This window comes from Enterobacter cloacae complex sp. XAL002 (assembly GCF_049236805.1).
Lineage (GTDB): Bacteria > Pseudomonadota > Gammaproteobacteria > Enterobacterales > Enterobacteriaceae > Enterobacter > Enterobacter intestinihominis.
On record NZ_JBMKJN010000015.1, the window covers coordinates 18524 to 44852 of the forward strand.

The following is a 26329-nucleotide window of genomic DNA, read 5'->3' on the forward strand; positions in this document are numbered from 1 at the left end:
TTACTTGTCGCCCAACTGCTCTGACATGGTGTTGCCCGGGTTTGGCGTACGCGGTTCATCGACCGGACGCGGTGCACGCGGGGTGCCATTGTTGTCAGAATTGTTAGACGCGCCTGGGTCTTCCCAGCCTGCTGGCGGACGCACTTCGCGGCGAGCCATCAGGTCGTCAATCTGCGGCGCATCGATGGTCTCATATTTCATGAGCGCATCTTTCATCGAATGCAGGATGTCCATATTGTCATTCAGGATCTGACGGGCGCGAGCGTAGTTACGCTCAATCAGCGCTTTCACTTCCTGGTCGATGATACGAGCCGTTTCATCGGACATATGTTTCGCTTTTGCCACGGAGCGGCCCAGGAATACTTCGCCCTCTTCTTCTGCATAGAGCAGCGGACCGAGTTTGTCGGAGAAGCCCCACTGGGTCACCATGTTACGTGCCAGGTTTGTCGCCACTTTAATATCGTTCGACGCACCGGTGGAAACATGTTCCGCACCGTAGATGATCTCTTCTGCCAGACGACCGCCGTACAGGGTTGAAATCTGACTTTCCAGCTTCTGACGGCTGGCGCTGATCGCGTCGCCTTCAGGCAGGAAGAAGGTCACACCCAACGCACGACCGCGTGGAATGATCGTCACCTTGTGTACCGGATCGTGTTCCGGCACCAGACGACCGATAATCGCGTGGCCCGCTTCGTGATATGCCGTGGACTCTTTCTGCGCTTCCGTCATCACCATGGAGCGACGTTCCGCACCCATCATGATTTTGTCTTTCGCTTTCTCAAATTCCACCATGGACACTACACGCTTGTTACCGCGAGCGGCAAACAGTGCTGCCTCGTTGACCAGGTTAGCCAGATCCGCACCGGAGAAGCCTGGAGTACCACGCGCGATGATTGCCGCGTCGATATCTGGCGCCAGCGGTACGCGACGCATATGCACTTTCAGGATCTGTTCACGACCACGAACATCCGGCAGACCGACCACAACCTGACGGTCGAAACGGCCTGGACGCAGCAGCGCAGGGTCGAGTACGTCTGGACGGTTAGTTGCCGCGATAACGATGATACCTTCGTTACCTTCAAAGCCGTCCATTTCAACCAGCATCTGGTTCAGGGTCTGCTCACGTTCATCGTGACCACCGCCCAGGCCTGCGCCACGCTGGCGGCCAACGGCGTCGATTTCATCGATGAAGATGATGCACGGTGCTGCCTTCTTAGCCTGCTCGAACATGTCACGCACACGAGATGCACCGACACCGACGAACATTTCAACGAAGTCAGAACCTGAAATAGTAAAGAACGGCACCTTCGCTTCACCCGCGATGGCTTTTGCCAGCAGGGTTTTACCGGTACCCGGAGGGCCGACCATCAGGACGCCTTTCGGGATCTTACCGCCCAGTTTCTGGAAACGGCTCGGCTCGCGCAGGTATTCAACCAGTTCACCCACCTCTTCTTTTGCTTCGTCACAACCTGCTACGTCAGCAAAGGTGGTCTTGATCTGGTCTTCCGTCAGCATACGCGCCTTGCTCTTACCGAACGACATGGCACCTTTGCCACCACCGCCCTGCATCTGGCGCATAAAGAAGATCCAGACACCGATAAGAAGCAGCATCGGGAACCAGGAAATGAAGATAGAAGCCAACAGGCTTGGTTCTTCCGGCGGCTCGCCTACCACTTTGACGTTTTTGGTCAGAAGGTTATCAAGCAGCTTAGGATCGTTCACCGGGATGTAAGTCGTGTAACGGTTACTATCTTTCTTGGTAACGTTGATCTCACGTCCGTTGATACGCGCTTCGCGAACCTGGTCCTGATTGACCTCTTGCAGGAAGGTAGAATAATCCACCTTGCGGCCATTCGACTCGCTGGGCCCAAAGCTCTGGAAAACTGACATCAGCACAACGGCAATGACCAGCCAGAGTATTAGGTTTTTCGCCATGTCACTCAAGGGATTAACCTCATATTACAACTGTGTTAAAAACAGCGTCAGGATACTCTATATCCAGTTTCATTCAAACTTTCGCCTGAAATCTACCGGTTATCATTTTCGCCCGGTCGCTACAATATACACTTCACGGGAACGGGCCCGGGAAGAGTCCGGCTTACGAACTTTGACCTTCGCAAACAGGGAGCGAATTTCCTTAAGATACTCCTCGAAACCTTCGCCCTGAAACACCTTCACAACAAAACTACCACCAGGCGCTAGTACATCACGACACATTTCTAACGCTAGTTCCACCAGATACATGGCGCGGGGGATATCCACCGCCGGTGTTCCACACATATTTGGTGCCATATCCGACATGACAACCTGGACCTTACTGTCACCTACACGATCAAGTAATGCTTTAAGCACTAATTCATCACGAAAGTCGCCCTGAAGGAAGTCGACACCGACGATGGGATCCATTGGTAAAAGATCGCATGCGATGATTCGGCCCGTTCCGCCAATCTGCGTAACCGCATACTGAGACCATCCGCCAGGTGCCGCACCGAGGTCGACCACCGTCATTCCCGGTTTAAAAAGTTTGTCACTTTGCTGTATTTCATCAAGTTTAAACCAGGCGCGGGAACGTAACCCCTTTTTCTGCGCCTGTTGAACATATTTATCGCTAAAGTGTTCCTGAAGCCAGCGGCTGGAGCTGGCAGAACGCTTTTTACCTGTCATTTAACATTTCCGTCCTGGTTCATCGTTACTTGCCTGTGACGTAAATTTCTACGCAGCTATTTGGCGATATTAGGGAGATGGCGGTAGAATGAACCGTTTTCAATCCCAACGTAAGCAAAAATATACGATGAATCTGAGTACTAAACAAAAACAGCACCTTAAAGGTCTGGCACATCCGCTCAAGCCTGTAGTGATGCTTGGCAACAATGGTTTGACCGAAGGGGTGCTTGCCGAGATTGAACAAGCGCTGGAACACCACGAGCTGATCAAGGTGAAAATCGCCTCTGAAGACAGAGACACTAAAAACCTGATCGTGGAAGCCATCGTGCGCGAAACCGGCGCCTGTAATGTACAGGTCATCGGTAAAACGCTGGTGCTCTATCGCCCATCTAAAGAGCGCAAAATCTCGCTGCCACGTTAAGGATATCCTGAATCAAACACATTTTCTGTGTGAAACGAGGGATTTCTTTCAGCAGGCGAGCAAAATGCCATGCTCCTTGAGTTGATAAAAGGCCGCTATGCGGCCTTTTTCTTTTCTTTACAATGTATCAACATCTTAGAAGAGAAGCGAATTACAGGTATTCAACCTTAATAATTTCGTATTCCACTTCGCCACCCGGGGTGCGGATAGTCACAACATCATCCTGCTCTTTGCCAATCAGGCCGCGAGCAATCGGGGAGTTCACCGAAATCAGGTTCTGTTTGAAGTCCGCTTCATCATCACCCACGATGCGATAGGTTTGCTCTTCGTCGTTGTCCAGATTCAGGACGGTGACGGTAGAGCCGAAGATCACGCGACCGTTGTTTGGCATTTTAGTGATATCGATAACCTGCGCGTTGGACAGTTTCGCTTCGATATCTTTGATGCGCCCCTCGCAGAAACCCTGCTGCTCACGCGCCGCGTGGTATTCAGCATTCTCTTTCAGGTCGCCATGCTCACGCGCATCCGCGATAGCGGCGATGATTTCAGGGCGACGTACGGATTTCAGAAAATCCAGCTCTTCGCGCAGTTTTTCGGCACCACGTAAGGTCATCGGAATAGCTTGCATTTGTTATACCTCTTAAACATTCCTGTTGGGAGCAGTGTTCCCTGCTCCAGCCCACCTGAACAGGCCAGAAGCAAAAAGAAAACCGACCCGGGAGCAACGCCCCAGGTCAGCAGCAATTTTTCAATTTGATACGCATTTTACCGCGAAGTTCACTATGGGTCATCGTTTACTTTACAGTGCCATGCACCGTAGTATGACGGTTTGTTTTCGGGTTGTTAGCGCGAGATTATGCGATTTTCCAGTTTTATCATCGGATTGACTACCAGTATAACGTTCACCGTTCAGGCCGCGAATGTTGATGAGTACATTAATCAACTGCCCGCCGGCGCGAACCTTGCCCTGATGGTGCAGAAGGTTGGCGCGCAGGCTCCCGAGATTGACTATCACAGTCAACAGATGGCGCTGCCTGCCAGTACCCAGAAGGTGATCACTGCCCTCGCCGCCCTGCTCCAGCTCGGGCCTGACTTCCGTTTTACTACCACCCTTGAAACCAGAGGTAACGTTGAGGGTGGCGAACTGAAAGGCGATCTTATCGCCCGTTTTGGTGGCGATCCCACCTTTAAGCGCCAGGATGTCCGCAACATGGTGGCGGTACTGAAAAAATCCGGCGTAACAAAAATTGATGGCAACGTGCTGATCGACACCTCCATTTTCGCCAGCCACGATAAAGCGCCTGGCTGGCCATGGAACGACATGACGCAGTGCTTTAGCGCCCCGCCAGCCGCCGCCATCGTTGACCGTAACTGCTTCTCCGTATCGCTTTACAGCGCGCCAAAACCCAATGACTTAGCGTTTATCCGCGTGGCGTCTTACTACCCGGTCACGATGTTCAGCCAGGTGCGGACGCTGGCGAAAGGCTCCCCGGAGGCACAGTATTGTGAGCTCGACGTGGTACCGGGCGATCTCAATCGCTATACGCTCACCGGCTGCCTGACCCAGCGGGCCGATCCCCTCCCGCTGGCCTTTGCCATTCAGGATGGCGCAGGCTATGCCGGTGCCATTTTTAAAGATGAACTGAAGCAGGCGGGCATAACCTACACCGGAACGCTGCTGCGCCAGACGCAGGTGAATGAACCAGGCACGGTGATTGCCAGTAAACAGTCCGCGCCACTGCATGATTTGCTTAAGATTATGCTGAAAAAGTCGGATAACATGATTGCCGACACGGTGTTCCGTATGATCGGGCACGCGCGCTTTGGTGTGCCAGGAACCTGGCGGGCCGGTTCTGATGCCGTACGTCAGATCCTGCGCCAGCAGGCGGGTATCGATCTGGGCAATACGATCGCTGTCGACGGTTCTGGTTTATCGCGCCATAACCTGATCTCACCGGCCACCATGATGCAGGTGTTGCAGTACATCGCTCAGCATGACGCTGAGCTAAACTTTATTACAATGCTGCCGCTCGCCGGACACGATGGGTCACTTCAGTACCGTGCGGGCCTTCACGCTGCAGGCGTGGATGGCAAAGTGTCAGCCAAAACGGGTTCCCTGCAAGGCGTTTACAACCTTGCCGGTTTTATCACGACAGCCAGCGGGCAACGCATGGCCTTTGTGCAGTATCTTTCCGGCTATGCCGTCGAACCGGCTGACCAGCGCAATCGTCGTATTCCACTGGTGCGTTTCGAAAGCAGGCTCTATAAGGACATCTACCAGAATAACTAGCGATGAAACTACTGATAGTTGAAGACGATCTGTTATTACAGGAAGGGTTAGCGCTGGCACTGGGGAATGAGGGCTACGCCCTGGATTGTGCCGCCACGGCGGCTGAAGCAGATGCCTTGATCCAGAGCGGAGAATACAGCCTTGTGATTCTGGATTTGGGACTGCCGGATAAAGACGGTGCGACGCTGCTCTGCCAGTGGCGTCGTCGCGGAGTGGAGAATCCCGTATTGATTCTTACCGCCCGCGATGCCATTGAAGACAGAATTAACGGGCTGGATTCTGGCGCTGACGATTATCTGGTAAAACCCTTCGCCCTTGCCGAGCTACAGGCTCGCGTACGGGCGTTAATCCGCCGCTATCAGGGCCACAGCGACAACCTGCTGACGGACGGGGATATCACCCTCAATCTGCAAACTCAGCAGGTGCTGCGCCAGTCTCAGCCTGTGGAAGTGACCCCAAAAGAGTTCGCTCTGCTGACGCGTCTGATCATGCGCAGCGGGCAGACCGTGCACCGTGAAACGCTGCAACAGGACATCTACTCCTGGCAGGACGATCCAGGATCAAACACGCTTGAAGTTCACATTCATAATCTGCGCCGCAAGCTCGGTAAAGATCGCATCAAAACCGTACGTGGCGTGGGTTACCGTCTGGAGAGCCAGAAATGAACAGTATGCGCCGGCGATTAATGGTGTTGCTGGCGGTTATACTGCTATTTTTTCAACTGGTTAGCGTAGTCTGGCTGTGGCATGAGAGCCGCGAGCAAATCGGTTTTCTGGTGAATGAAACGTTGTCTGCGAAAGCGCGCAACAACCATGTCGAAAAAGAGATCCGCGAAGCCATTGCCTCCCTGCTGGTCCCTTCTCTGGTGATGGTCGGTTTTACCCTGTTCTTCTCATTCTGGGCCGTCACCTGGATCACCCGACCACTCAACAAACTTCGCGTCAGCCTTGCGAACCGTTCGGCGGATAATCTGACTCCCCTGCCGATGTATTCTGATATGGAAGAGATAGGCGCTGTGACCACATCGCTCAATCAACTCCTCGCCCGGCTGGATCACACTATTCAACAGGAACGCCTGTTTACCGCCGATGCGGCACACGAGTTACGTACGCCGCTTGCGGGGATCAGGCTCCATCTGGAACTGATGGCTCAGTCCGGTTCCCCGCAGGCCACACCACTGATAAACCGGATCGATCAGTTGATGCACACGGTGGAACAGCTGCTGATGCTGGCGCGTGCCGGACAGGCGATGGCCAGCGGCCATTACGATACCGTGAACTGGACTGAGACGATCATTGCACCGCTCAGCCTGGAGCATGAAGCCAGAGAGCATACGGTGATATGGCCTGCTCACAGCCCGCTGACGGTACAGGGGGACGCCGTCCTGTTACGTCTGATGCTAAGGAACCTTCTGGAGAATGCCGCCCGCTACAGCCCGGCAGGCACAACCATTGAAGTGGCATTAACAGCGACGGAGAGCGGTACCCGGGTGAGCGTTACCGATCAGGGGCCGGGTATTGATGAGGCACACCGCCAGTCGATCACCGAACCTTTCCGACGTCTCGACCAGCGCTACGGCGGCAGCGGCCTTGGGCTGAGCATCGTACAGCGTATCGTACAGCTCCATCATGGCCATTTAACGCTGGAGAATGGCGCTGCGGGCGGCCTCATCGCCAGCTGTTGGTTACCGGCGAAAATAGGATAAAAAAAAGCCCCGTTAAGGGGCTTTATACTGAGGTTAGTGCTTGTAGATGAACTCGACGCCTTCTTCGTCGTCTTCATCCCAGTCATCGTCCCAGTCTTCATCATCTTCTTCCGCTTCCAGCTCTTCGAGCTGCTGGCGGTGGTAGTCATCCCACATGAATTCGACTTTTTCAGGCTGTTTCGCCTCTTCTGCCTGAACAACCGGATTCTCGATGATAAAGGTCATCACATCCCAGCAGAGATCTTTCACGCCAACCTGGCTGGCGGCAGAGATCAGGTAGTACTTATCTTCCCAACCCATCGCTTCGGCAATCGCTTTAGCTTTCGCTTCAGCTTCCGCTTTGTCCATCAGGTCGATCTTGTTAAATACCAGCCAGCGCGGTTTTTGCGCCAGTTTTTCACTGTATTTCTCCAGCTCACCGATAATGATACGGGCGTTTTCAACCGGATCGGAACCGTCGATTGGATCGATGTCGATGAGGTGCAACAGTACGCGACAACGCTCAAGGTGCTTCAGGAAGCGAATCCCCAGACCGGCGCCTTCTGCTGCCCCTTCAATCAGACCCGGGATGTCAGCGACCACGAAGCTCTTCTCGTTATCCATACGGACAACGCCCAGGCTCGGTACCAGCGTCGTAAACGGATAATCCGCCACTTTTGGTTTCGCCGCAGAGACCGCACGGATAAACGTCGATTTACCGGCGTTTGGCATACCCAGCATCCCCACATCCGCCAGCAGCATCAGTTCCAGTTGCAGGTCGCGCTTATCACCCGGGGTACCCATGGTTTTCTGACGCGGGGTACGGTTAACGGAAGATTTGAAACGGCTGTTACCCAGACCGTGCCAGCCGCCTTTCGCCACCATCAGGCGCTGACCGTGTTTGGTCATATCACCCATGGTTTCGCCCGTGCCCTGATCGATGACACGCGTACCTACCGGCACTTTGATCGTCACGTCTTTACCGCGTTTACCGGTACAGTCGCGGCTCTGGCCATTCTGCCCACGTTCGGCGCGGAAAGATTTTTCGAAACGGTAGTCGATCAGCGTGTTGAGGTTTTCATCCGCCTCCAGCCACACGTCGCCACCGTCCCCACCGTCCCCACCGTCAGGACCGCCACGAGGAATATATTTTTCACGGCGGAAGCTTACACAACCGTTACCGCCATCACCTGCCACGACCAGAATCGTCGCTTCATCAACAAACTTCATTTTACTCTCCGTAACTCATTCGCCTGAGCGGGGGACTATTACAACCGCTTCATTTTTGCGCCAACGCCCCCAGAGACGATGACCAATGGCGGAATACATCGCGCCCGCAACCACGACAAACGCACCGAGATAACCCAACAGGTTGAGCATCGGCTTGACGAAGACATCGGGCCAGGCCATTGATAACAAATCTGAAAATAACAGCGTAAACAGCGGGGTAAGCGTGATTAAGGCGCTCACCTGTGCTGCCTGCCAGCGCGCCATAGCTTCAGCCAGCGCGCCATAACCGACCAGCGTGTTCAGCCCACAAAAAATGAGGCACGCCAGTTGCCAGTCGCTGAGCTGGGTAATCACCCCCGGCTTAGCTAACGGCAATAATGCCAGTGTACACAAAGTGTACAGCAAAAAGAGGATCTGCTGTGAGGCAAGACGACGCAATAACACCTTTTGCGCGACGCCATAACTCACCCAGACCGTTGCTGCACCCACCCCAAAAATGACACCCCAGGTGTAATCCGTCAGGCGGGTAAAAATCTCGATCAGACTGGTGTTAAAGAACATCACCAGACCGCAAAGCAGCATGCTTGCCCCGATGATCTGCGTACCGCGCATCTTCTCCTTGAGGATGAATACGCTGGCGACCATCATGCCGACCGGTGATAGCTGACCAATCACCTGCGACGCTGTAGGGCTAAGATATTGCAGGGAAGAGCTGAACAGAATGAAGTTACCGAACAGACCGCCCGTCGCGATAGCCAGTAACACCAGCCAGCGCGGTTTTCGGAAGATGCGCAGCGGTGGCAGCTTACCTTTGACGGCCAGAATGGCGCCCAGGCCTATACTTGCCATCAGGAAGCGATAAAACACCACCGTGGGTGGTTCCATCACTTCCAGTACCTGCTTCATTGCAATTGGCAGTGCACCCCAGCACATCGCGGTAGTGAGCGCCAAAAGAATACCAATGCCGGCCTGCTGCTTCATGCCCGTTTTCCCTACAGAAAATTTTCCGGGTTTCCAATGTAAAAAGCCCCGCAACACGTTGCGGGGCTTTAATCCGTTACCGGACCGAGAAAACCTTACTCAGCAACGATGCTGATGTATTTACGGTTGTTCGGGCCTTTAACTTCAAATTTCACTTTACCGTCTGCTTTAGCAAACAGAGTGTGGTCACGACCGCAACCTACGTTGGTACCCGCGTGGAACTTGGTGCCACGCTGACGAACGATGATGCTACCCGCCAGAACGGATTCGCCACCGAAACGCTTAACGCCCAGGCGTTTAGCTTCTGAATCGCGACCGTTACGTGTGGAGCCGCCAGCCTTTTTATGTGCCATTTAAATCTCTCCTCAGGTCTTAGGCGCTGATGCCAGTAATTTTCACATCAGTGAACCACTGACGGTGGCCCTGCTGCTTACGATAGTGTTTACGACGACGAAACTTAACGATTTTAACTTTCTCGCCACGACCGTGAGCAACAACTTCAGCTTTGATAACGCCGCCATCAACGAAAGGAACGCCGATTTTGACTTCTTCACCGTTTGCGATCATCAGAACTTCAGCGAACTCAACAGATTCGCCAGTTGCGATGTCCAGCTTTTCCAGGCGAACGGTCTGACCTTCGCTTACTCGGTGTTGTTTACCACCACTTTGGAAAACCGCGTACATATAAACTCCGCTTCCGCGCACATCCTCGTATGATTCAGAGTGCGCTATAAATATTCACAATAGGGCGCGAATATTACGCAAAACGCGAGCCTTTGACAAGTGCTACCATCAATACATGAAGAAAAAAAACACAACACGTACGGTAACGTTTATCTGAGCCATTTTTTCAGTACAATCAGCAATACTATTTATAAACCGAAACCCTTTGTGTACCCATCTCGTGTGGGATAAACAGGATAAAAAGCCCGGCTTTTGCGATGAATTTAGAAAAAATCAATGAGTTAACCGCGCAAGATATGGCGGGTGTGAATGCAGCAATCCTGGAGCAACTCAACTCTGACGTTCAGCTGATCAATCAGTTGGGCTATTACATCGTCAGCGGCGGCGGTAAACGTATTCGTCCGATGATTGCCATTCTGGCCGCACGCGCGGTTGGCTATCAGGGAAATGCCCACGTCACGATCGCGGCGCTGATCGAATTTATCCACACCGCCACCCTGCTTCATGACGATGTTGTGGATGAATCAGACATGCGTCGTGGCAAAGCCACCGCCAATGCCGCGTTTGGTAATGCGGCAAGCGTTCTGGTAGGGGATTTTATCTATACCCGAGCCTTCCAGATGATGACCAGCCTTGGCTCGCTGAAGGTGCTGGAAGTGATGTCAGAAGCCGTAAACGTTATCGCTGAAGGCGAAGTCCTACAGTTGATGAACGTCAACGACCCGGATATCACCGAAGAAAACTATATGCGGGTGATTTACAGCAAGACCGCACGTCTGTTTGAAGCCGCCGCGCAGTGCTCCGGCATTCTGGCAGGCTGTAGCGAAGCTCAGGAAAAAGGGCTTCAGGACTACGGCCGTTACCTCGGCACCGCGTTCCAGCTGATTGATGATTTGCTGGACTACAGCGCGGATGGCGAAACGCTCGGTAAAAACGTTGGCGATGACCTGAACGAAGGCAAGCCAACGCTGCCGCTGCTCCACGCGATGCGCAATGGCACACCAGAGCAGGCGAAAATGATCCGGGAGGCTATCGAGCAGGGAAATGGTCGCCATCTTCTGGAACCGGTACTGGAAACAATGGCCATCTGTGGTTCCCTTGAATGGACGCGTCAGCGTGCTGAAGAAGAAGCAGACAAAGCCATCGCCGCAATTCAGGTCATTCCCGACAGCCCATGGCGTGATGCGCTAATCGGCCTCGCGCACATCGCCGTCCAGCGCGACCGTTAATCCTCTCCTCATCTCCCTGCGATCTCGTAGGGAGGTTCCAGTACGCACCAATAAATTACATTTACGCGTAAGCTCATCAGGTTACAGGCCGTATGTATAAAGCCGTGCCTTATTCTGAATATTGCTTCTCGTAACATGAACTTTTTAGAACAGATGTTCGAAGTGAGTATAGTAATGCTGTCTTTTCACACGAAACGACGTGGACGATAACGAACACAAGGACAGCATTATGGATACAAAATTCATCGACTGGCATTCTGCTGACATTATTGCGGCACTGCGTAAAAAAGGGACATCGCTGGCTGCCGAATCACGTCGTCATGGGCTGAGCTCGTCGACGCTGGCAAACGCCCTGACCCGCCCATGGCCGAAGGGGGAACTGATTATTGCGACGGCGCTGGATACGCATCCGTGGGTGATATGGCCGTCACGCTATCACGATCCCATTACCCATGAATTTATCGACAGAACGCGCATGATGCGCCAGAGCAAAGCGAAGAAAGCACATCAGGACTGATGCACCCGGATTTACAGGAACAGCAATCCCCCGGCCTGTTCTGGCAGGGGGGTGCCGGAACGATTACTCGCCCTTCACACGCTCGATATTCGCACCCAGCGCGCGCAGTTTGTCTTCAATACGCTCGTAACCACGATCGATGTGGTAGATACGATCGACAACGGTAGTCCCTTCTGCAATACAACCTGCCAGTACGAGGCTCGCAGACGCGCGCAGATCGGTCGCCATCACCTGCGCACCGGACAGTTTTTCAACGCCGTGGCAAATGACCGTGTTGCTTTCAATCTCAGCATGCGCACCCATACGGATCAGTTCCGGTACGTGCATGAAACGGTTTTCGAAGATAGTTTCCGTGATGAAGCCTGTGCCTTCGGCCACCAGGTTCAACAGGGTGAACTGTGCCTGCATATCCGTCGGGAATGCCGGATGTGGCGCAGTGCGCACGTTAACGGCTTTAGGACGCTGCCCGTGCATATCGAGGCTGATCCAGTCTTCACCAATTTCAATGTCCGCACCCGCATCGCGCAGTTTCGCCAGCACCGCATCCAGGGTATCCGGTTGTGCGTTACGACAAACAATCTTACCGCCAGAAATGGCAGCCGCTACCAGGAAAGTACCGGTTTCGATACGGTCTGGCAGTACGCGGTACACACCACCACCCAGACGTTCAACGCCTTCGATGGTGATACGGTCTGTGCCCTGCCCGCTGATCTTCGCCCCCAGCGCGACCAGGAAGTTCGCGGTATCCACGATTTCCGGCTCTCGGGCGGCGTTTTCGATGATGGTAGTGCCTTCTGCCAGCGTAGCAGCCGACATGATGGTTACCGTTGCGCCCACGCTCACTTTATCCATGACAATGTGCGCGCCTTTCAGGCGACCATTGACGGACGCTTTAACGTACCCCTCTTCCAGCTTGATCTCCGCGCCCAGCTTTTCCAGACCGAAGATATGCAGGTCGACTGGACGGGCGCCGATAGCGCATCCGCCCGGCAGTGAAACCTGTCCCTGACCGAAACGCGCAACCAGCGGGCCAAGCGCCCAGATGGAAGCACGCATGGTTTTCACCAGCTCATACGGCGCTGAGAAGTTGTTCACGTTGCTGGCATCAATCCAGACGGAACCGTTACGCTCCACTTTGGTGCCCAACTGGCCGAGCAACTTCATGGTCGTGTCGATATCTTTCAGCTTCGGTACGTTCTGGATCTCTACCGGCTCTTCTGCGAGCAGCGCAGCGAAAAGAATGGGCAGCGCGGCGTTTTTAGCGCCAGAAATTGTGACTTCGCCCTGGAGACGCGTGGGTCCCTGTACACGAAATTTATCCATCGTTTGCTCTCTTATAAATTCAACCGTGCTGCGGGCGCTTCGCCCTCAGCTCAAAAACCGTTTAGTTTGCGATCGCGTGCCCACTCCTGTGGGGTGAACGCTTTAATCGACAGGGCGTGGATGCGGTTATCCGCAATGTATTCCATCAGCGGCGCGTACACAGCCTGCTGTTTCTTCACGCGACTCATTCCGTCGAACATCTCACCCACAGCAATAACCTGGAAGTGACTGCCATCGCCAGAGACGTGGGCTTCCTGAAGGGAGAGTGCATTCATCAGCACTGTCTGGATTTCATTATTTTCCATGGGGTCTACATCATCTGATAGTGAAAACAAGCTCAACATCTTAGAGCAAAGTGGCGCGGTCTTAAACAAGCAAAAAGCCCCGACGCGTAAACTGTCGGGGCTTTCGGAAGTAACGTACTGAAAAAGTTAGCGAGGTAATACGTCTTCAGGCAAATTGTAAAGCTGTGCAAGGGTTACGACATTATCGCTTACCCCCGTCAGGGTGACGCTACTCCCCTGCTTTTTGCCCGTGGCCACCAGGTGCGCCAGCAGGGCGATACCGGCGGTATCTACCCGCGTGACGCCATGGAGATCAATCAACGTCACGCCCTGCATCGCGTTATGGCGAGCGTCCCACAGCGGGTTAAGCAGATCCTGATCCAGCTCTCCCGTCAGCGTCAACGTCTCGCCGTCACGCGCCCAGCTAAGCTGCTGTGACATTACTTCTTCTCGTCCAGGGTAATTTTCTGACGAGAGATGGACTGAAGCTGAGCCGTCAGGCCATCGATGCCTTTGGTGCGCAGCAGATCGCTCCACTCGTTCTGTTTAGTGGTGATCATGCTGACGCCTTCAGCGATCATGTCGTACGCCTGCCAGTTTCCGGTCTGGCTGTTTTTACGCCACTGGAAGTCCAGGCGTACCGGTGGACGACCGTTTGGATCGATAATCGTCACGCGGATAGGAATGATGGTGGCATCGCCCAGCGGCTGTTCAGGGGCAATCTGATAGGTCTGCCCGTGGTACATCGCCAGCGCCTGGCCGTAAGCCTGTTTCAGGTATTCACGGAACGCCGCAAAGTAAGCCTCGCGCTGCGCCGGGGTCGCGTCTTTGTAGTAACGGCCCAGCACCAGTGCGCCCGCGTACTTGATCTGCACATACGGCAGCAGCTCCTGATCCACCACATCACGCAGATAATCAGGGTTAGAACGGATTTTGGGCTGTTCGTTTTTAAGACGGTCGAAGGTTTTCTTCGCGGCCTCATCCATCAGTTTGTACGGGTTACTCTGATCCGCAGCGTGCGCCGCGGTTAGAGGGGCAATGACCAGCATGGCAACCATTAACAGTCGTTTAAACATGAATGACTTCTCCTGAAATTAATTCGTCGCGCCTGGCGTCGGTTCGACGTTGGTGTGGTCTTCACTCTGCGCAGGGGCATCGTCAGACTTTTTATCATCCCCTTTACTGTTGTAAAGGAACTGACCAATCATATCTTCCAGCACCATCGCTGACTTGGTATCCTGGATTACGCTACCGTCTTTAAGGATAGACGTTCCCAGCTCAGGATCTTCAAAACCAACGTTAAGGGCCAGATATTGCTCCCCCAGCAGGCCAGAGGTGCGGATAGAGAGCGAGCTGGTGTCCGGAATGTGGTTATAGCGTTCTTCGATATCCATTGCGACGCGCGGCAGATAGGTTTTCTCATCAAGCGTAATGTCAGCGACACGTCCAATAACGACGCCACCAATACGGACCGGTGAGCGCGCCTTCAGGCCGCCGATATTATCGAAAGTCGCGTAGACGCGATACGTCGGCTCGGTGCGAACAGAGGTGATGTCCGCCGCGCGCAGGCAGATAAACAGCGCGGCCAGCAGCGCCAGAAGCAAAAACACGCCAACCCAAATTTCATTTTTTCTCGTTTGCATGAACTCAATTCCCAAACATCAGTGCGGTGAGCACAAAATCCAGACCTAAAACGGCCAGCGACGAATGTACGACAGTACGCGTCGTTGCACGGCTAATGCCCGCCGACGTCGGAATGGCATCGTAACCATTAAACAACGCAATCCAGGTAACCGTCACAGCGAAAACCACGCTCTTGATCAGACAGTTCACCAGATCCATCCGCAGATCGATGGCGTCCTGCATGGCAGACCAGAAGAACCCGGCATCAATGCCTTTCCAGTTGACGCCAACCAGCGCGCCTCCCCAGATACCTACCGCCACAAAGAGGATAGTCAGTAACGGCAAGGAGATAACCCCGGCCCAGAAGCGCGGCGAGATCACCCGGCGCAGCGGATCGACCGCCATCATCTCCATACTGGAGAGCTGCTCTGTGGCGCGCATCAGGCCAATTTCAGCCGTCAGCGCTGATCCGGCACGCCCGGCGAACAGCAGCGCTGCTACAACCGGCCCGAGTTCACGCAGTAGCGAGAGCGCCACCAGCATGCCAAGGCTGGTTTCCGCGCTGTAGGTTGTCAGCACCAGATACCCCTGCAACCCCAGCACCATGCCAATAAACAGACCCGACACGATGATGATAAGCATCGACAGCACGCCGACGTTATAAAGCTGCCGCACCAGTAACGGCGCATGCTTGCGGAACTCCGGTTTGCCAACCAGCGCGTTGAACAACATTAATCCGGCACGCCCGAACGTACTGATGGTTTTTAGGCCACGGTGTCCAAGACCCGCCAACGCATTTAACAGCATGAGTGGATTAACTCCCTATTCCCAGTAAATCGTCATGATAGTCGCCCGCCGGATAGCGGAAAGGCACCGGCCCATCTGCGATACCGTCCAGGAACTGCCGCACGCGCGGATCGCCATTCTCCTGCAACGCCTGAGCGCTGCCGTGGGCGACGATCTTTTTGTCAGCCACAATATAGGCGTAATCAGCAATACTCAGCACTTCCGGCACGTCGTGGGAAACCACCACGCAGGTGACGCCAAGGGCGCTGTTCAGCTCCGAGATTAACTTCACCAGCACGCCCATGGTGATAGGGTCCTGCCCAACGAACGGTTCATCGAACATGATTAAATCGGGTTCCAGGGCAATAGCACGCGCCAGCGCGGCGCGGCGCGCCATCCCACCCGAGAGTTCGGACGGCATAAGTTTCGCAGCCCCCCGCAACCCCACAGCTTCGAGCTTCATCATCACCGTGCTGTGCAACAGCGCAGGAGGAAGATGGGTATGCTCACGCAGCGGATAGGCCACGTTGTCAAATACGTTCATATCGGTGAACAGCGCACCCGACTGAAAGAGCATGCTCATCCGTTTGCGAACCGTGTAGAGGCGCGAGCGAGACATCTCCGGGACGTTTTCACCGTCGAAGAGAATTTCGCCGCTATCAGGGGGGATTTGCCCGCCGATAAGACGCAGCAACGTCGTTTTACCGATCCCTGACGGCCCCATGATGGCGGTGATTTTACCGCGCGGCACGGTCAGCGAAATATCATCAAATATCACCCGGTTGCCGCGAGAAAAACTGACGCCCCGGACATCGACTATATTCGCCATCGTTTGGCTCATTTATGGTTCCTTACTTACCTTGCTTCACTGCTGGCATGAAGCGTAAATCAGCCCTAAACCCCGCATTTTTACAGAATATTCACTATTGGGGTTAGCGAAAGCTGGCATTTGTTTTACTTTTCCGGCGCATAAAGTCAAAATTAGGAATTCGTCACGTCTCAGACTTCATCTGGCGCTAAAATTCGTGCGCAGTGGACCAGCGAGTATACCTGAAGAAAGGACTTTTGATGCTTTTAGCAACAGCACTGTTAATAATTGGTTTACTGTTGGTGGTCTACAGTGCTGACCGTTTGGTCTTTGCCGCATCCATTCTCTGTCGACTCATTGGCATGCCGCCCATCATTATTGGGATGACGGTGGTCAGTGTAGGCACATCGCTTCCTGAAATCATCGTTTCTGTTTCAGCCTCGTTGCATGGCCAGGTCGACCTCGCTATTGGCACTGCGATTGGCTCTAACATCGTCAATATCTTGCTGATTTTAGGCTTAGCCGCATTACTGCATCCATTTCGCGTACATTCCGATGTTTTGCGTCGTGAATTGCCGCTAATGTTAGTCGTCAGTCTGCTGGCAGGCTATGTGCTTTATGACGGGGTGCTGAGCGTCGGTGACGGTATATTCCTGCTCGCCCTGGCCGTGATCTGGTTGCTTTACAGCGTGAAGATCGCACGTCTGGCGGAAAAACAGGGTAATGATAGCCTCACGCGTGAGCATCTCGCCGAGCTGCCACGGGAAGGGACCTTACCCGTCGCCCTGCTGTGGCTGGGCGTCGCGCTGATCATAATGCCAATGGCCACGCGGATGGTGGTCGATAACGCGACGGTGCTGGCGAACGCGTTTGCGATGAGCGAACTGACAATCGGTCTGACGGTCATCGCCATCGGCACCAGCCTGCCAGAGCTGGCTACCGCCATCGCCGGGGCACGTAAAGGGGAAGATGATATCGCCATCGGCAATATCATTGGCTCGAATATTTTCAATATCGCGATCGTGACGGGGCTGCCGGCATTAATCTCACCGGGGCCGTTTAACCCTATGGTCTTCACGCGCGATTACGGTGTGATGCTGCTGGTCAGCGTAATTTTCGCCCTGCTCTGCTGGCGGCGAAAAGAGCAGATCGGCAAAGGCGCGGGCGCGCTGCTGACGGGTGGATTTATCGTATGGCTGGCGATGCTGTACTGGCTCTCGCCACTTCTCTCTGGGTAAACGGAAACGCATTATGTCGCAAATAGAATTGCAGCCGGGTTTTGACTTTCAGAAAGCAGGCAAAGACGTTCTGGAGATTGAACGTGAAGGTCTGGCGCAGTTAGATCAGTACATTAATCAGGATTTTAGTCTGGCCTGTGAGAAGATGTTCTACTGCGCCGGTAAAGTCGTGGTGATGGGGATGGGCAAATCCGGCCATATCGGGCGCAAAATGGCGGCGACCTTTGCCAGTACCGGCACGTCGTCATTCTTCGTTCATCCCGGTGAAGCCGCGCACGGTGACCTCGGCATGGTTACGCCGCAGGACGTGGTTATTGCGCTGTCCAACTCCGGGGAATCGAATGAAATCCTGGCGTTGATCCCGGTGCTGAAGCGTCTGCACGTACCGCTGATTTGCATGACCAGCCGCCCGGAAAGCAGCATGGCGCGTGCGGCAGATATTCACCTGTGCGTGAAGGTGCCGAAAGAAGCCTGTCCGCTGGGGCTGGCGCCGACCTCCAGCACAACCGCCGCGCTGGTGATGGGCGATGCCCTTGCCGTTGCGCTGCTGGAAGCCCGCGGTTTTACGCCAGAAGATTTCGCCCTGTCTCACCCCGGCGGCGCGCTCGGGCGCAAACTGCTGCTGCGGGTCAACGATATTATGCACACCGGGGATGAGATCCCGCACGTCAGCAAAGAGGCCTCTTTGCGCGACGCGTTACTGGAGATCACCCGTAAAAACCTGGGCATGACGGTTATCTGCGACGATCTGATGAAAATTCAGGGCATTTTCACCGACGGCGACCTGCGCCGGGTATTCGATATGGGTGTGGATGTCCGAACGCTGGGCATCGCTGATGTAATGACACCAGGCGGGATCCGCGTCCGTCCGGGCACGCTGGCGGTAGATGTACTGAACCTGATGCAGTCCCGTCATATTACCTCAGTGATGGTTGCCGATGGCGACCAACTGCTGGGTGTGGTACATATGCATGATCTGCTGCGCGCTGGCGTAGTGTAATGAAGGATAAGACAATGAGTAATGCGGGTGCATCCCTTGCAACCTGTTATGGCCCGGTGAGCGCCCACATGATGGCAAAGGCGGAAAATATCCGCCTGCTGATCCTCGATGTGGATGGTGTGCTCTCCGACGGTCTGATTTATATGGGCAATAACGGCGAAGAGCTGAAAGCCTTTAACGTTCGCGACGGTTACGGTATCCGCTGTGCGCTCACGTCCGGTATTGAAGTTGCAATCATCACCGGGCGGAAAGCTAAACTGGTAGAAGATCGGTGTGAAACGCTGGGCATTACCCATCTCTATCAGGGGCAGTCTGATAAGATGGTAGCCTTCCGGGATCTGTTGGGAAAACTGGCCATTGCACCAGAGAATGTGGCATACGTCGGGGATGATTTGATCGACTGGCCAGTCATGGCGGAGGTGGGTCTGAGCATCGCCGTGGCTGACGCGCACCCGCTGCTGATCCCGCGTGCTGATTATGTTACCCATATTCACGGTGGCCGCGGCGCCGTCCGTGAAGTCTGCGATCTGCTTCTGCTGGCGCAGGGCAAGCTTGATGAGGCGAAAGGGCAATCGATATGAGTAAAACCAGACGTTGGGTTATCATTCTGCTTGCGCTTGTCGCCCTGGTACTGATTGGCGTAAACCTCGCCGACCGCGAAGATACGCAAGCGGAAGTGGTTAACACGAGCGACCCGACCTATAAAAGCGATCACAGCGACACCGTGGTCTATAGCCCGGAAGGCGCGCTGAACTATCGCCTCGTTGCTCAGCATGTAGAATATTTTTCAGATGACGGTACTTCGTGGTTTACCCAACCGGTCATGACCACCTTTGATACGGACAAAGTGCCGACGTGGTCTATCAAGTCTGACCGGGCAAAACTGACAAATGACCGTATGCTTTACCTGTATGGTCACGTTGAAGTCAACGCCCTGACCGCTGACGCGCAACTGCGAAAAATTACGACGGATAACGCCCAGATCAACCTGGTCACCCAGGATGTCACGTCGCAGGATTTAGTCACCCTGTATGGCACAACATTTAATTCCAGCGGTTTAAGAATGCGCGGGAACTTACGCAGCAAAAACGCCGAGCTGATTGAAAAGGTTAGAACCTCCTATGAAATTCAAAACAAACAAACTCAGCCTTAAAGTTGTTATCGCCAGCGCGCTGCTGGCGGCCAGTCTTCCCGCGCTTGCTGTGACTGGCGACACCGAACAGCCGATTCATATTGAATCCGATACCCAGTCTCTGGATATGCAGGGTAACGTCGTCACCTTTACCGGCAACGTGGTCATGACCCAGGGCACCATCAAAATCAACGCCGACAAAGTGGTCGTTACCCGACCGGGCGGCGAGCAGGGCAAAGAGATTATCGATGGTTATGGCAACCCGGCCACCTTCTACCAGATGCAGGACAACGGCAAGCCGGTGAAAGGCCATGCCTCGCATATGCACTATGAACTGGCGAAGGATCTGGTCATCCTGACCGGTAATGCTTACCTGGAACAGCTGGACAGCAATATCAAAGGCGACAAAATCACTTATCTGGTGAAAGAGCAGAAAATGCAGGCCTCCAGTGAAAAAGGCAAACGCGTCACGACCGTTCTTGTGCCTTCGCAATTGCAGGACAAGAACAACGGCCAGGCTCCGGCACAGAAAAAGAGTAACTAATTCGTTATGGCAACTTTAACTGCAAAAAACCTCGCAAAAGCGTATAAGGGCCGCCGCGTCGTCGAAGATGTCAGTCTGACCGTCAACTCCGGCGAAATCGTGGGTTTGCTTGGCCCTAACGGGGCGGGTAAAACCACGACCTTCTACATGGTGGTGGGCATCGTCCCGCGTGACGCCGGCAACATCATCATCGATGATGAAGATATCAGCCTGCTGCCACTGCATGCCCGCGCGCGTCGTGGAATCGGCTATCTGCCGCAGGAAGCCTCCATCTTCCGCCGCTTAAGCGTGTTCGACAACCTGATGGCCGTGCTTCAGATCCGTGACGATCTGACCAGCGAGCAGCGCACTGACCGTGCGAACGAGCTGATGGAAGAGTTTCATATCGAACATCTGCGTGACAGCCTCGGTCAGGCGCTGTCCGGTGGTGAACGCCGCCGCGTTGAGATTGCGCGCGCGCTGGCAGCAAACCCGAAATTTATCCTGCTGGATGAACCGTTTGCGGGCGTTGACCCCATCTCCGTTATCGATATCAAACGTATTATTGAGCACCTGCGCGACAGCGGGCTTGGCGTACTGATCACGGACCACAACGTTCGCGAAACGCTGGCCGTGTGTGAGCGCGCCTACATAGTGAGCCAGGGCCATCTGATTGCCCACGGTACGCCGCAGCAAATCCTCGAAGATGAGCATGTTAAGCGCGTGTACCTTGGGGAAGACTTCAGACTCTGATAGGGTAGAGGTTAAGTCACGCCGAACCGGAGAAAAACGCTCTGAACATGAAGCAAGGTTTGCAATTACGGCTCAGCCAGCAACTGGCCATGACGCCGCAGCTACAACAGGCAATCCGTCTGTTGCAGCTGTCCACGTTAGAACTCCAGCAGGAGCTCCAGCAGGCGCTGGACAGCAATCCGCTGCTGGAGCAAACCGATCTTCATGACGAGGTAGACGCTCAGCAGACGCAGGACACAGAAACGCTCGACTCCGTAGATGCGCTCGAACAGAAAGAGATGCCGGAGGAACTGCCGCTGGATGCCAGCTGGGATGAAATCTACACCGCGGGTACCCCTTCCGGGACGCGTGCAGATTACCAGGACGATGAACTCCCGGTCTACCAGGGCGAAACTACCCAGTCGCTTCAGGACTACCTGATGTGGCAGGTGGAGCTGACGCCTTTCTCCGATACCGATCGCGCCATTGCCACCTCGATTGTCGATGCCGTTGACGACACGGGCTATTTGACCGTGACGCTGGACGAGATTCTGGAAAGCATCGGCGATGACGAGATTGAACTGGAAGAGATCGAAGCCGTCCTGAAACGCGTTCAGCGTTTCGACCCGATTGGCGTCGCCGCGAAAGATCTGCGCGACTGCCTTCTGATCCAGCTTTCGCAGTTTGCCAAAGAGACACCGTGGATTGACGAAGCCCGGCTCATCATCAGCGAGCATCTGGATTTGCTGGCAAATCACGACTTCCGCACCCTGATGCGCGTTACGCGCCTCAAAGAAGAGGTGCTGAAGGAAGCGGTGAATCTGATCCAGTCACTCGATCCGCGTCCGGGGCAATCTATCCAGACCAGCGAACCGGAATACGTTATTCCTGATGTGCTGGTGAGAAAACACAATGGCCGCTGGGTCGTTGAACTGAACGCCGACAGCATTCCTCGCCTGCAAATCAACCAGCAATACGCCTCCATGTGCACCAGCGCCCGTAACGACGCTGATAATCAATACATTCGCAGCAACCTTCAGGAAGCACGCTGGTTGATTAAGAGTCTGGAAAGCCGTAATGACACGCTGCTGCGCGTCAGCCGCTGTATTGTCGAACAGCAGCAGGCATTCTTTGAGCAGGGCGAAGAGTTTATGAAACCGATGGTGCTGGCGGACATCGCCCAGGCCGTCGAGATGCATGAATCAACCATTTCCCGCGTGACCACGCAGAAGTATCTGCACAGCCCACGCGGTATTTTTGAGCTTAAGTATTTCTTCTCCAGCCACGTGAACACCGAAGGCGGCGGCGAAGCCTCGTCAACGGCTATTCGCGCACTGGTGAAGAAGTTGATCGCCGCGGAGAACCCCGCGAAGCCACTCAGTGACAGTAAGTTAACCACCATGCTGTCCGATCAGGGTATTATGGTGGCACGCCGTACTGTCGCGAAGTATCGAGAGTCTTTATCCATTCCGCCGTCTAACCAGCGTAAACAACTGGTTTGACACAACCGATAAGGAAGACACTATGCAGCTCAATATCACCGGACATAACGTCGAAATTACTGAGGCTTTACGCGATTTTGTAAACGCTAAGTTCGCGAAACTCGAGCAGTATTTCGAGAGGATCAACCAGGTCTATGTTGTGTTGAAAGTGGAGAAAGTGACGCATATCTCGGATGCGACCCTGCACGTCAACGGAGGGGAACTTCATGCCAGTGCGGAAGGGCAAGACATGTACGCGGCTATCGACGGCTTGATTGATAAGCTTGCGAGACAGCTCAATAAACATAAAGATAAACTGAAACAACACTAATTGTCCGGGCAGTTAACGGGTGCAGGACGGCCTGTTGTGAAACACAACAGGCCATTTGTACAGTTAGCGCTTAGGTGAAATTATGATAAACAACGATTCCGCTCTTCAACTGAGCAATGTCCTTAACCAGGATTGTACCCGCAGTGGCGTTCACTGCCAGAGCAAAAAACGTGCGCTGGAAATCATCAGTGAGCTGGCCGCAAAACAGCTGGGTCTGCCGCCGCAGATCGTGTTTGAAGCCATTCTGACCCGTGAAAAAATGGGCAGTACCGGCATCGGCAATGGCATTGCGATCCCGCATGGCAAGCTGGAAGAAGATACGCTGCGTGCCGTGGGGGTGTTTGTGCAACTGGAAACGCCTATCGCTTTTGACGCCATCGATAACCAGCCTGTGGATCTGCTCTTCGCGCTGCTGGTTCCTGCCGATCAGACCAAAACCCACCTGCACACGCTGTCGCTGGTTGCCAAACGTCTGGCGGATAAAACCATTTGTCGTCGACTGCGCTCAGCTCAAAGTGATGAAGAGCTTTATCAAATTATCACTGAAGCAGAAGGCAATCAGGATGAGGCATAATCGGGAAAGGGCCTTCAGAACGGCTGCCCTGAGGAGAAACGGAACATGGTGCTGATGATCGTCAGCGGTCGTTCGGGGTCCGGGAAGTCCGTGGCCCTGCGCGCGCTGGAAGACATGGGATTTTACTGCGTAGATAACCTGCCGGTAGTGCTGTTACCCGATCTGGCGCGGACGCTGGCGGACAGGCAAATCTCTGCCGCCGTCAGTATTGACGTGCGTAACATGCCGGAATCGCCGGAAATCTTCGAGCAGGCAATGAACAGCCTGCCGGAGTGCTTCTCGCCTCAGCTCTTGTTCCTGGACGCTGACCGCAACACGCTGATCCGCCGTTACAGCGATACACGTCGTTTGCATCCGCTCTCGAGTAAAAATCTTTCGCTGGAAAGCGCCATCGATAAAGAGAGCGATCTGCTTGAGCCGCTGCGTTCCCGGGCCGACCTGATTGTCGACACCTCAGAAATGTCCGTCCACGAGCTGGCGGAAATGCTGCGTACTCGCTTACTCGGCAAGCGCGAGCGCGAACTGACGATGGTGTTTGAATCCTTCGGCTTTAAGCACGGTATCCCTATCGATGCGGATTACGTTTTTGATGTGCGTTTCCTGCCGAACCCACACTGGGATCCGAAACTGCGTCCGATGACCGGTCTGGATAAGCCGGTGGCGGCGTTCCTCGACCGACACACAGAAGTACACAATTTTATCTACCAGACGCGAAGCTACCTTGAGCTATGGTTACCTATGCTGGAGACAAACAATCGTAGCTACCTGACGGTGGCGATTGGCTGTACCGGCGGTAAACATCGTTCGGTCTACATTGCCGAACAGCTGGCCGATTACTTCCGCTCACGCGGGAAGAACGTTCAGTCCCGTCATCGCACGCTGGAAAAACGCAAAACATGACCGTAAAACAGACCGTCGAAATCACCAATAAGCTGGGCATGCATGCGCGCCCGGCGATGAAGCTGTTTGAACTGATGCAGGGTTTTGATGCTGAGGTGCTGCTGCGCAACGATGAGGGAACCGAGGCAGAAGCCAACAGCGTGATTGCGCTGCTGATGCTGGATTCTGCCAAAGGCCGCCAGATTGAAGTTGAAGCCACCGGCCCGCAGGAAGAAGAAGCGCTGGCGGCAGTAATTGCCCTGTTTAACGCCGGGTTTGACGAAGATTAACGTTCGCCACGTCGGCGGGTAGCGCTGCGCTTACCCGCTTTACATAAGATTATTTCGCTCCATAAACCCTTCCCCACCCAGCTGACGCATCTGGCGCATAATCCACGCCTGGCGGCTTCGCACGTAGCCTGACGGCGCGCTGGCCTTAAAACGCAGCGGGTTCGGCAGCACGGCGGCAAGCAGTGCCGCTTCGGACATAGTCAGCCTGCTGGCGGGCTTGCCAAAATAGCGCTGCGATGCCGCTTCGACGCCAAACACGCCGTCACCAAACTCCGCGATATTCAGGTAGACGGTCAAAATGCGTTTTTTGCTCCACACCGTCTCGACGCCCAGCGTCAGCCCGGCCTCCAGCCCTTTTCTCACCCAGCTGCGACCGTCCCATAAGAACAGATTTTTTACCGTCTGCTGAGAAAGCGTCGACGCACCGCGGACGCGGTTTTCATGACGTTCATTATGATCCAGCGCCTTCTCGATAGCCGCCACGTCAAAACCCCAGTGCTCCGGGAATTTCTGATCTTCTGCCGCAATGACCGCCAGCCCCATCCACGGGGAGATTTCATCCATGCCGACCCAGTCTGAGTGGGCAACATAGCCAAAATCACCCGAGAGCCAGGCGCTAATCTGCCGCTCTGCCATCACGGCCGAGAACGGGACGGGCAGGATGCTGAACAGCGCAATGCCTCCGCCCCAAAAAACGGCCAGGACCAGCACAATACGCAGCAGGATCCGTTTTAACCACCCGCCAGGGGATAATTTACGACTCATTCGGTAAGAACCAGCACTCTGTCCACCAGCTTTTCAATGCCTGCAGCAGCCTCGGCAATGTTCTGCGCCAGCATATACGCCGGCGTGGTGACGATTTTATTGTCCTCATCCACCACAATGTCGTCTACCGGGCATGGCACGTGTTCGCCGCCCATATCTTCGACAATTTCAGCAGTATCAATGTCGGTTCCGATCGTGAGCCGCAGCGGGAAATCAAAAATTTTCGGCAGCATGACTGGCGCAATGCAGATAAAGCCCTGCGGCTTACCTGCCGCATGCATCGCCAGCGATAGCGCTTTCAAATCGGGATCGACATGGCACGCCGCGCCTTGCGTTGCAAACGTGCTCAGGTTTTTCGCCGCGCCAAAGCCGCCCGGCACGATGAGCGCATCTAGCTCAGCCGCATCGGCCTGTACCAGCGGATGAATATCCCCGCGCACAATACGCGCCGCTTCAATCAGCACGTTACGGCTTTCCGCCATTGGCTCGCCGGTAAGATGATTAACCACGTCTGCCTGCGTTTTATCCGGAGCGAAGCAGATAACGTCGGCCCCCTGGCGCGATAATGCCAGCAGCGTTAATACGGTTTCATGTATCTCTGAACCATCGTAAACGCCACATCCGCTCAGCACGACACCCACTTTCTTCATTCTGACGATCCTTCTATGCAACTCGCTGAAGCACATTAAAAATTCTGATTAAAACGCTATGCTTCACACATTTCACTGATTCATGTAACAAACTGTTTAAGATTTGCTATCTTATCTGCGTGCGGCCTTAATTTTCAGGCGGCGTCCATGCGAAAACAACCCATAAAAATCAGGCGCAGCCACGATTTCCCTGGTGTTGGCGCAGTATTC

At 54.3% G+C, this 26329-nt stretch carries 33 protein-coding genes; 17 read left to right on the top strand and 16 right to left on the bottom strand.

The window, feature by feature from the left end; all coding sequences use genetic code 11:
* Both ftsH and rlmE read right to left on the bottom strand, forming a co-directional pair.
* Entirely contained in the window at positions 1–1935 is a 1935-nt protein-coding gene (gene ftsH, locus ACOT0L_RS15300) for an ATP-dependent zinc metalloprotease FtsH (protein WP_003861810.1), read from the bottom strand.
* Between the two features lie 102 nt (positions 1936–2037).
* Positions 2038–2664, bottom strand: a complete 627-nt coding sequence (gene rlmE, locus ACOT0L_RS15305; protein ID WP_003861812.1) for a 23S rRNA (uridine(2552)-2'-O)-methyltransferase RlmE — start codon at positions 2662–2664, stop codon at positions 2038–2040.
* Positions 2665–2791: 127 nt separating this feature from the next.
* Here rlmE and yhbY point away from each other — a divergent pair, with 127 nt between their 5' ends.
* Entirely contained in the window at positions 2792–3085 is a 294-nt protein-coding gene (yhbY, locus tag ACOT0L_RS15310; protein WP_003861814.1) for a ribosome assembly RNA-binding protein YhbY, read from the top strand.
* Between the two features lie 151 nt (positions 3086–3236).
* Here the strand turns inward: yhbY and greA are convergent, their stop codons facing one another.
* Positions 3237–3713: a transcription elongation factor GreA gene (gene greA, locus ACOT0L_RS15315; RefSeq protein WP_014171793.1), complete on the bottom strand. Its 477-nt coding sequence runs from the start codon at positions 3711–3713 to the stop codon at positions 3237–3239.
* Between the two features lie 228 nt (positions 3714–3941).
* On the opposite strand from greA, the gene dacB reads away from it, so the two are divergent.
* The 3 genes from dacB to pmrB are packed head-to-tail and all read left to right on the top strand — an operon-like array spanning position 3942 to position 7080.
* Complete coding sequence (dacB, locus tag ACOT0L_RS15320) at positions 3942–5375, top strand: serine-type D-Ala-D-Ala carboxypeptidase (RefSeq protein WP_003861817.1); 1434 nt, start codon at positions 3942–3944, stop codon at positions 5373–5375.
* A gap of 2 nt (positions 5376–5377) precedes the next feature.
* Positions 5378–6040: a two-component system response regulator PmrA gene (pmrA, locus tag ACOT0L_RS15325; protein WP_003861819.1), complete on the top strand. Its 663-nt coding sequence runs from the start codon at positions 5378–5380 to the stop codon at positions 6038–6040.
* Positions 6037–7080, top strand: coding sequence for a two-component system sensor histidine kinase PmrB (gene pmrB / locus ACOT0L_RS15330; RefSeq protein WP_126503527.1), 1044 nt, complete (start codon positions 6037–6039; stop codon positions 7078–7080). The genes pmrA and pmrB overlap by 4 nt, the downstream gene beginning before the upstream one ends.
* A 33-nt stretch (positions 7081–7113) precedes the next feature.
* Here pmrB and cgtA read toward each other — a convergent pair whose 3' ends face one another.
* From cgtA to rplU, 4 genes are all read right to left on the bottom strand, one after another.
* The gene (gene cgtA / locus ACOT0L_RS15335) at positions 7114–8289 is read right to left on the bottom strand and encodes an Obg family GTPase CgtA (RefSeq protein ID WP_003861823.1); all 1176 of its coding nucleotides are present in this window, start codon (positions 8287–8289) and stop codon (positions 7114–7116) included.
* Between the two features lie 15 nt (positions 8290–8304).
* Positions 8305–9270, bottom strand: coding sequence for a DMT family transporter (locus tag ACOT0L_RS15340; RefSeq protein WP_003861826.1), 966 nt, complete (start codon positions 9268–9270; stop codon positions 8305–8307).
* Positions 9271–9365: 95 nt separating this feature from the next.
* Positions 9366–9623, bottom strand: a complete 258-nt coding sequence (rpmA, locus tag ACOT0L_RS15345) for a 50S ribosomal protein L27 (RefSeq protein ID WP_003861831.1) — start codon at positions 9621–9623, stop codon at positions 9366–9368.
* 19 nt (positions 9624–9642) lie between these two features.
* The gene (rplU, locus tag ACOT0L_RS15350) at positions 9643–9954 is read right to left on the bottom strand and encodes a 50S ribosomal protein L21 (RefSeq protein WP_003025032.1); all 312 of its coding nucleotides are present in this window, start codon (positions 9952–9954) and stop codon (positions 9643–9645) included.
* A 257-nt stretch (positions 9955–10211) separates the two neighbouring features.
* On the opposite strand from rplU, the gene ispB reads away from it, so the two are divergent.
* Entirely contained in the window at positions 10212–11183 is a 972-nt protein-coding gene (ispB, locus tag ACOT0L_RS15355; protein WP_006812126.1) for an octaprenyl diphosphate synthase, read from the top strand.
* A 229-nt stretch (positions 11184–11412) separates the two neighbouring features.
* A complete protein-coding gene (gene sfsB / locus ACOT0L_RS15360; protein WP_022649524.1) occupies positions 11413–11700 on the top strand; it encodes a DNA-binding transcriptional regulator SfsB in 288 nt (95 codons plus the stop codon).
* Between the two features lie 63 nt (positions 11701–11763).
* Here the strand turns inward: sfsB and murA are convergent, their stop codons facing one another.
* From murA to mlaF, 7 genes are all read right to left on the bottom strand, one after another.
* Positions 11764–13023, bottom strand: coding sequence for a UDP-N-acetylglucosamine 1-carboxyvinyltransferase (gene murA / locus ACOT0L_RS15365; RefSeq protein ID WP_006812128.1), 1260 nt, complete (start codon positions 13021–13023; stop codon positions 11764–11766).
* A 50-nt stretch (positions 13024–13073) separates the two neighbouring features.
* A complete protein-coding gene (ibaG, locus tag ACOT0L_RS15370) occupies positions 13074–13328 on the bottom strand; it encodes a BolA family iron metabolism protein IbaG (protein WP_003861840.1) in 255 nt (84 codons plus the stop codon).
* A 126-nt stretch (positions 13329–13454) separates the two neighbouring features.
* The gene (gene mlaB, locus ACOT0L_RS15375) at positions 13455–13748 is read right to left on the bottom strand and encodes a lipid asymmetry maintenance protein MlaB (protein WP_022649525.1); all 294 of its coding nucleotides are present in this window, start codon (positions 13746–13748) and stop codon (positions 13455–13457) included.
* Positions 13748–14383, bottom strand: a complete 636-nt coding sequence (gene mlaC / locus ACOT0L_RS15380; RefSeq protein ID WP_006812130.1) for a phospholipid-binding protein MlaC — start codon at positions 14381–14383, stop codon at positions 13748–13750. The genes mlaB and mlaC overlap by 1 nt, the downstream gene beginning before the upstream one ends.
* Positions 14384–14401: 18 nt before the next feature.
* Positions 14402–14950, bottom strand: a complete 549-nt coding sequence (gene mlaD, locus ACOT0L_RS15385; protein ID WP_022649526.1) for an outer membrane lipid asymmetry maintenance protein MlaD — start codon at positions 14948–14950, stop codon at positions 14402–14404.
* A gap of 4 nt (positions 14951–14954) precedes the next feature.
* On the bottom strand, positions 14955–15737 hold the full coding sequence (mlaE, locus tag ACOT0L_RS15390; RefSeq protein ID WP_003861848.1) for a lipid asymmetry maintenance ABC transporter permease subunit MlaE: 783 nt from the start codon (positions 15735–15737) through the stop codon (positions 14955–14957).
* 7 nt (positions 15738–15744) lie between these two features.
* The gene (gene mlaF / locus ACOT0L_RS15395; protein ID WP_022649527.1) at positions 15745–16557 is read right to left on the bottom strand and encodes a phospholipid ABC transporter ATP-binding protein MlaF; all 813 of its coding nucleotides are present in this window, start codon (positions 16555–16557) and stop codon (positions 15745–15747) included.
* 227 nt (positions 16558–16784) lie between these two features.
* On the opposite strand from mlaF, the gene ACOT0L_RS15400 reads away from it, so the two are divergent.
* The 11 genes from ACOT0L_RS15400 to npr all read left to right on the top strand — a co-directional run bounded on the left by ACOT0L_RS15400 (position 16785) and on the right by npr (position 24704).
* A complete protein-coding gene (locus tag ACOT0L_RS15400; RefSeq protein WP_003861852.1) occupies positions 16785–17762 on the top strand; it encodes a calcium/sodium antiporter in 978 nt (325 codons plus the stop codon).
* 13 nt (positions 17763–17775) lie between these two features.
* Positions 17776–18762, top strand: a complete 987-nt coding sequence (gene kdsD / locus ACOT0L_RS15405; protein ID WP_003861853.1) for an arabinose-5-phosphate isomerase KdsD — start codon at positions 17776–17778, stop codon at positions 18760–18762.
* A gap of 14 nt (positions 18763–18776) precedes the next feature.
* Positions 18777–19343, top strand: a complete 567-nt coding sequence (gene kdsC / locus ACOT0L_RS15410) for a 3-deoxy-manno-octulosonate-8-phosphatase KdsC (RefSeq protein ID WP_017382729.1) — start codon at positions 18777–18779, stop codon at positions 19341–19343.
* Entirely contained in the window at positions 19340–19915 is a 576-nt protein-coding gene (lptC, locus tag ACOT0L_RS15415; protein WP_022649529.1) for an LPS export ABC transporter periplasmic protein LptC, read from the top strand. Before kdsC ends, lptC begins: the two co-directional genes overlap by 4 nt.
* Positions 19884–20438, top strand: coding sequence for a lipopolysaccharide ABC transporter substrate-binding protein LptA (lptA, locus tag ACOT0L_RS15420; RefSeq protein WP_006812136.1), 555 nt, complete (start codon positions 19884–19886; stop codon positions 20436–20438). Before lptC ends, lptA begins: the two co-directional genes overlap by 32 nt.
* A gap of 6 nt (positions 20439–20444) precedes the next feature.
* The gene (gene lptB / locus ACOT0L_RS15425; RefSeq protein WP_003861862.1) at positions 20445–21170 is read left to right on the top strand and encodes an LPS export ABC transporter ATP-binding protein; all 726 of its coding nucleotides are present in this window, start codon (positions 20445–20447) and stop codon (positions 21168–21170) included.
* A 47-nt stretch (positions 21171–21217) separates the two neighbouring features.
* Positions 21218–22651 (top strand): RNA polymerase factor sigma-54, encoded by a 1434-nt coding sequence (gene rpoN, locus ACOT0L_RS15430; protein WP_022649530.1) that lies wholly within the window; start codon positions 21218–21220, stop codon positions 22649–22651.
* 22 nt (positions 22652–22673) lie between these two features.
* Positions 22674–22961 (top strand): ribosome hibernation promoting factor, encoded by a 288-nt coding sequence (hpf, locus tag ACOT0L_RS15435; protein WP_014171818.1) that lies wholly within the window; start codon positions 22674–22676, stop codon positions 22959–22961.
* 82 nt (positions 22962–23043) lie between these two features.
* Entirely contained in the window at positions 23044–23535 is a 492-nt protein-coding gene (ptsN, locus tag ACOT0L_RS15440; RefSeq protein WP_003861869.1) for a PTS IIA-like nitrogen regulatory protein PtsN, read from the top strand.
* A gap of 45 nt (positions 23536–23580) precedes the next feature.
* Positions 23581–24435, top strand: coding sequence for an RNase adapter RapZ (gene rapZ / locus ACOT0L_RS15445; RefSeq protein WP_003861870.1), 855 nt, complete (start codon positions 23581–23583; stop codon positions 24433–24435).
* Positions 24432–24704 carry a PTS phosphocarrier protein NPr gene (npr, locus tag ACOT0L_RS15450; protein ID WP_003861872.1) on the top strand — a complete coding sequence of 91 codons (273 nt, stop codon included), beginning with the start codon at positions 24432–24434 and terminating at the stop codon, positions 24702–24704. The genes rapZ and npr overlap by 4 nt, the downstream gene beginning before the upstream one ends.
* 39 nt (positions 24705–24743) lie before the next feature.
* Here the strand turns inward: npr and mtgA are convergent, their stop codons facing one another.
* Entirely contained in the window at positions 24744–25469 is a 726-nt protein-coding gene (gene mtgA, locus ACOT0L_RS15455) for a monofunctional biosynthetic peptidoglycan transglycosylase (RefSeq protein ID WP_023298721.1), read from the bottom strand.
* Positions 25466–26119 carry an isoprenoid biosynthesis glyoxalase ElbB gene (elbB, locus tag ACOT0L_RS15460; RefSeq protein ID WP_126503525.1) on the bottom strand — a complete coding sequence of 218 codons (654 nt, stop codon included), beginning with the start codon at positions 26117–26119 and terminating at the stop codon, positions 25466–25468. The genes mtgA and elbB overlap by 4 nt, the downstream gene beginning before the upstream one ends.
* Positions 26120–26329: the final 210 nt, after the last annotated feature.

Excerpts from the sequence above, each read along its gene's own strand:
- mlaF (WP_022649527.1), bottom strand. The coding sequence starts at position 16,557 with ATGAGCCAAACGATGGCGAATATAGTCGATGTCCGGGGCGTCAGTTTT.
- rpoN (WP_022649530.1), top strand. The coding sequence starts at position 21,218 with ATGAAGCAAGGTTTGCAATTACGGCTCAGCCAGCAACTGGCCATGACG.
- npr (WP_003861872.1), top strand. The coding sequence starts at position 24,432 with ATGACCGTAAAACAGACCGTCGAAATCACCAATAAGCTGGGCATGCAT.
- cgtA (WP_003861823.1), bottom strand. The coding sequence starts at position 8,289 with ATGAAGTTTGTTGATGAAGCGACGATTCTGGTCGTGGCAGGTGATGGC.
- ftsH (WP_003861810.1), bottom strand. The coding sequence starts at position 1,935 with ATGGCGAAAAACCTAATACTCTGGCTGGTCATTGCCGTTGTGCTGATG.
- mlaB (WP_022649525.1), bottom strand. The coding sequence starts at position 13,748 with ATGTCACAGCAGCTTAGCTGGGCGCGTGACGGCGAGACGTTGACGCTG.
- ptsN (WP_003861869.1), top strand. The coding sequence starts at position 23,044 with ATGATAAACAACGATTCCGCTCTTCAACTGAGCAATGTCCTTAACCAG.
- mlaE (WP_003861848.1), bottom strand. The coding sequence starts at position 15,737 with ATGCTGTTAAATGCGTTGGCGGGTCTTGGACACCGTGGCCTAAAAACC.
- ispB (WP_006812126.1), top strand. The coding sequence starts at position 10,212 with ATGAATTTAGAAAAAATCAATGAGTTAACCGCGCAAGATATGGCGGGT.
- hpf (WP_014171818.1), top strand. The coding sequence starts at position 22,674 with ATGCAGCTCAATATCACCGGACATAACGTCGAAATTACTGAGGCTTTA.
- kdsC (WP_017382729.1), top strand. The coding sequence starts at position 18,777 with ATGAGTAATGCGGGTGCATCCCTTGCAACCTGTTATGGCCCGGTGAGC.
- rapZ (WP_003861870.1), top strand. The coding sequence starts at position 23,581 with ATGGTGCTGATGATCGTCAGCGGTCGTTCGGGGTCCGGGAAGTCCGTG.
- mlaC (WP_006812130.1), bottom strand. The coding sequence starts at position 14,383 with ATGTTTAAACGACTGTTAATGGTTGCCATGCTGGTCATTGCCCCTCTA.
- mtgA (WP_023298721.1), bottom strand. The coding sequence starts at position 25,469 with ATGAGTCGTAAATTATCCCCTGGCGGGTGGTTAAAACGGATCCTGCTG.
- mlaD (WP_022649526.1), bottom strand. The coding sequence starts at position 14,950 with ATGCAAACGAGAAAAAATGAAATTTGGGTTGGCGTGTTTTTGCTTCTG.
- lptB (WP_003861862.1), top strand. The coding sequence starts at position 20,445 with ATGGCAACTTTAACTGCAAAAAACCTCGCAAAAGCGTATAAGGGCCGC.
- rplU (WP_003025032.1), bottom strand. The coding sequence starts at position 9,954 with ATGTACGCGGTTTTCCAAAGTGGTGGTAAACAACACCGAGTAAGCGAA.
- elbB (WP_126503525.1), bottom strand. The coding sequence starts at position 26,119 with ATGAAGAAAGTGGGTGTCGTGCTGAGCGGATGTGGCGTTTACGATGGT.
- rpmA (WP_003861831.1), bottom strand. The coding sequence starts at position 9,623 with ATGGCACATAAAAAGGCTGGCGGCTCCACACGTAACGGTCGCGATTCA.
- dacB (WP_003861817.1), top strand. The coding sequence starts at position 3,942 with ATGCGATTTTCCAGTTTTATCATCGGATTGACTACCAGTATAACGTTC.
- greA (WP_014171793.1), bottom strand. The coding sequence starts at position 3,713 with ATGCAAGCTATTCCGATGACCTTACGTGGTGCCGAAAAACTGCGCGAA.
- ibaG (WP_003861840.1), bottom strand. The coding sequence starts at position 13,328 with ATGGAAAATAATGAAATCCAGACAGTGCTGATGAATGCACTCTCCCTT.
- sfsB (WP_022649524.1), top strand. The coding sequence starts at position 11,413 with ATGGATACAAAATTCATCGACTGGCATTCTGCTGACATTATTGCGGCA.
- lptC (WP_022649529.1), top strand. The coding sequence starts at position 19,340 with ATGAGTAAAACCAGACGTTGGGTTATCATTCTGCTTGCGCTTGTCGCC.
- pmrB (WP_126503527.1), top strand. The coding sequence starts at position 6,037 with ATGAACAGTATGCGCCGGCGATTAATGGTGTTGCTGGCGGTTATACTG.
- yhbY (WP_003861814.1), top strand. The coding sequence starts at position 2,792 with ATGAATCTGAGTACTAAACAAAAACAGCACCTTAAAGGTCTGGCACAT.
- pmrA (WP_003861819.1), top strand. The coding sequence starts at position 5,378 with ATGAAACTACTGATAGTTGAAGACGATCTGTTATTACAGGAAGGGTTA.
- rlmE (WP_003861812.1), bottom strand. The coding sequence starts at position 2,664 with ATGACAGGTAAAAAGCGTTCTGCCAGCTCCAGCCGCTGGCTTCAGGAA.
- ACOT0L_RS15340 (WP_003861826.1), bottom strand. The coding sequence starts at position 9,270 with ATGAAGCAGCAGGCCGGCATTGGTATTCTTTTGGCGCTCACTACCGCG.
- murA (WP_006812128.1), bottom strand. The coding sequence starts at position 13,023 with ATGGATAAATTTCGTGTACAGGGACCCACGCGTCTCCAGGGCGAAGTC.
- ACOT0L_RS15400 (WP_003861852.1), top strand. The coding sequence starts at position 16,785 with ATGCTTTTAGCAACAGCACTGTTAATAATTGGTTTACTGTTGGTGGTC.
- lptA (WP_006812136.1), top strand. The coding sequence starts at position 19,884 with ATGAAATTCAAAACAAACAAACTCAGCCTTAAAGTTGTTATCGCCAGC.
- kdsD (WP_003861853.1), top strand. The coding sequence starts at position 17,776 with ATGTCGCAAATAGAATTGCAGCCGGGTTTTGACTTTCAGAAAGCAGGC.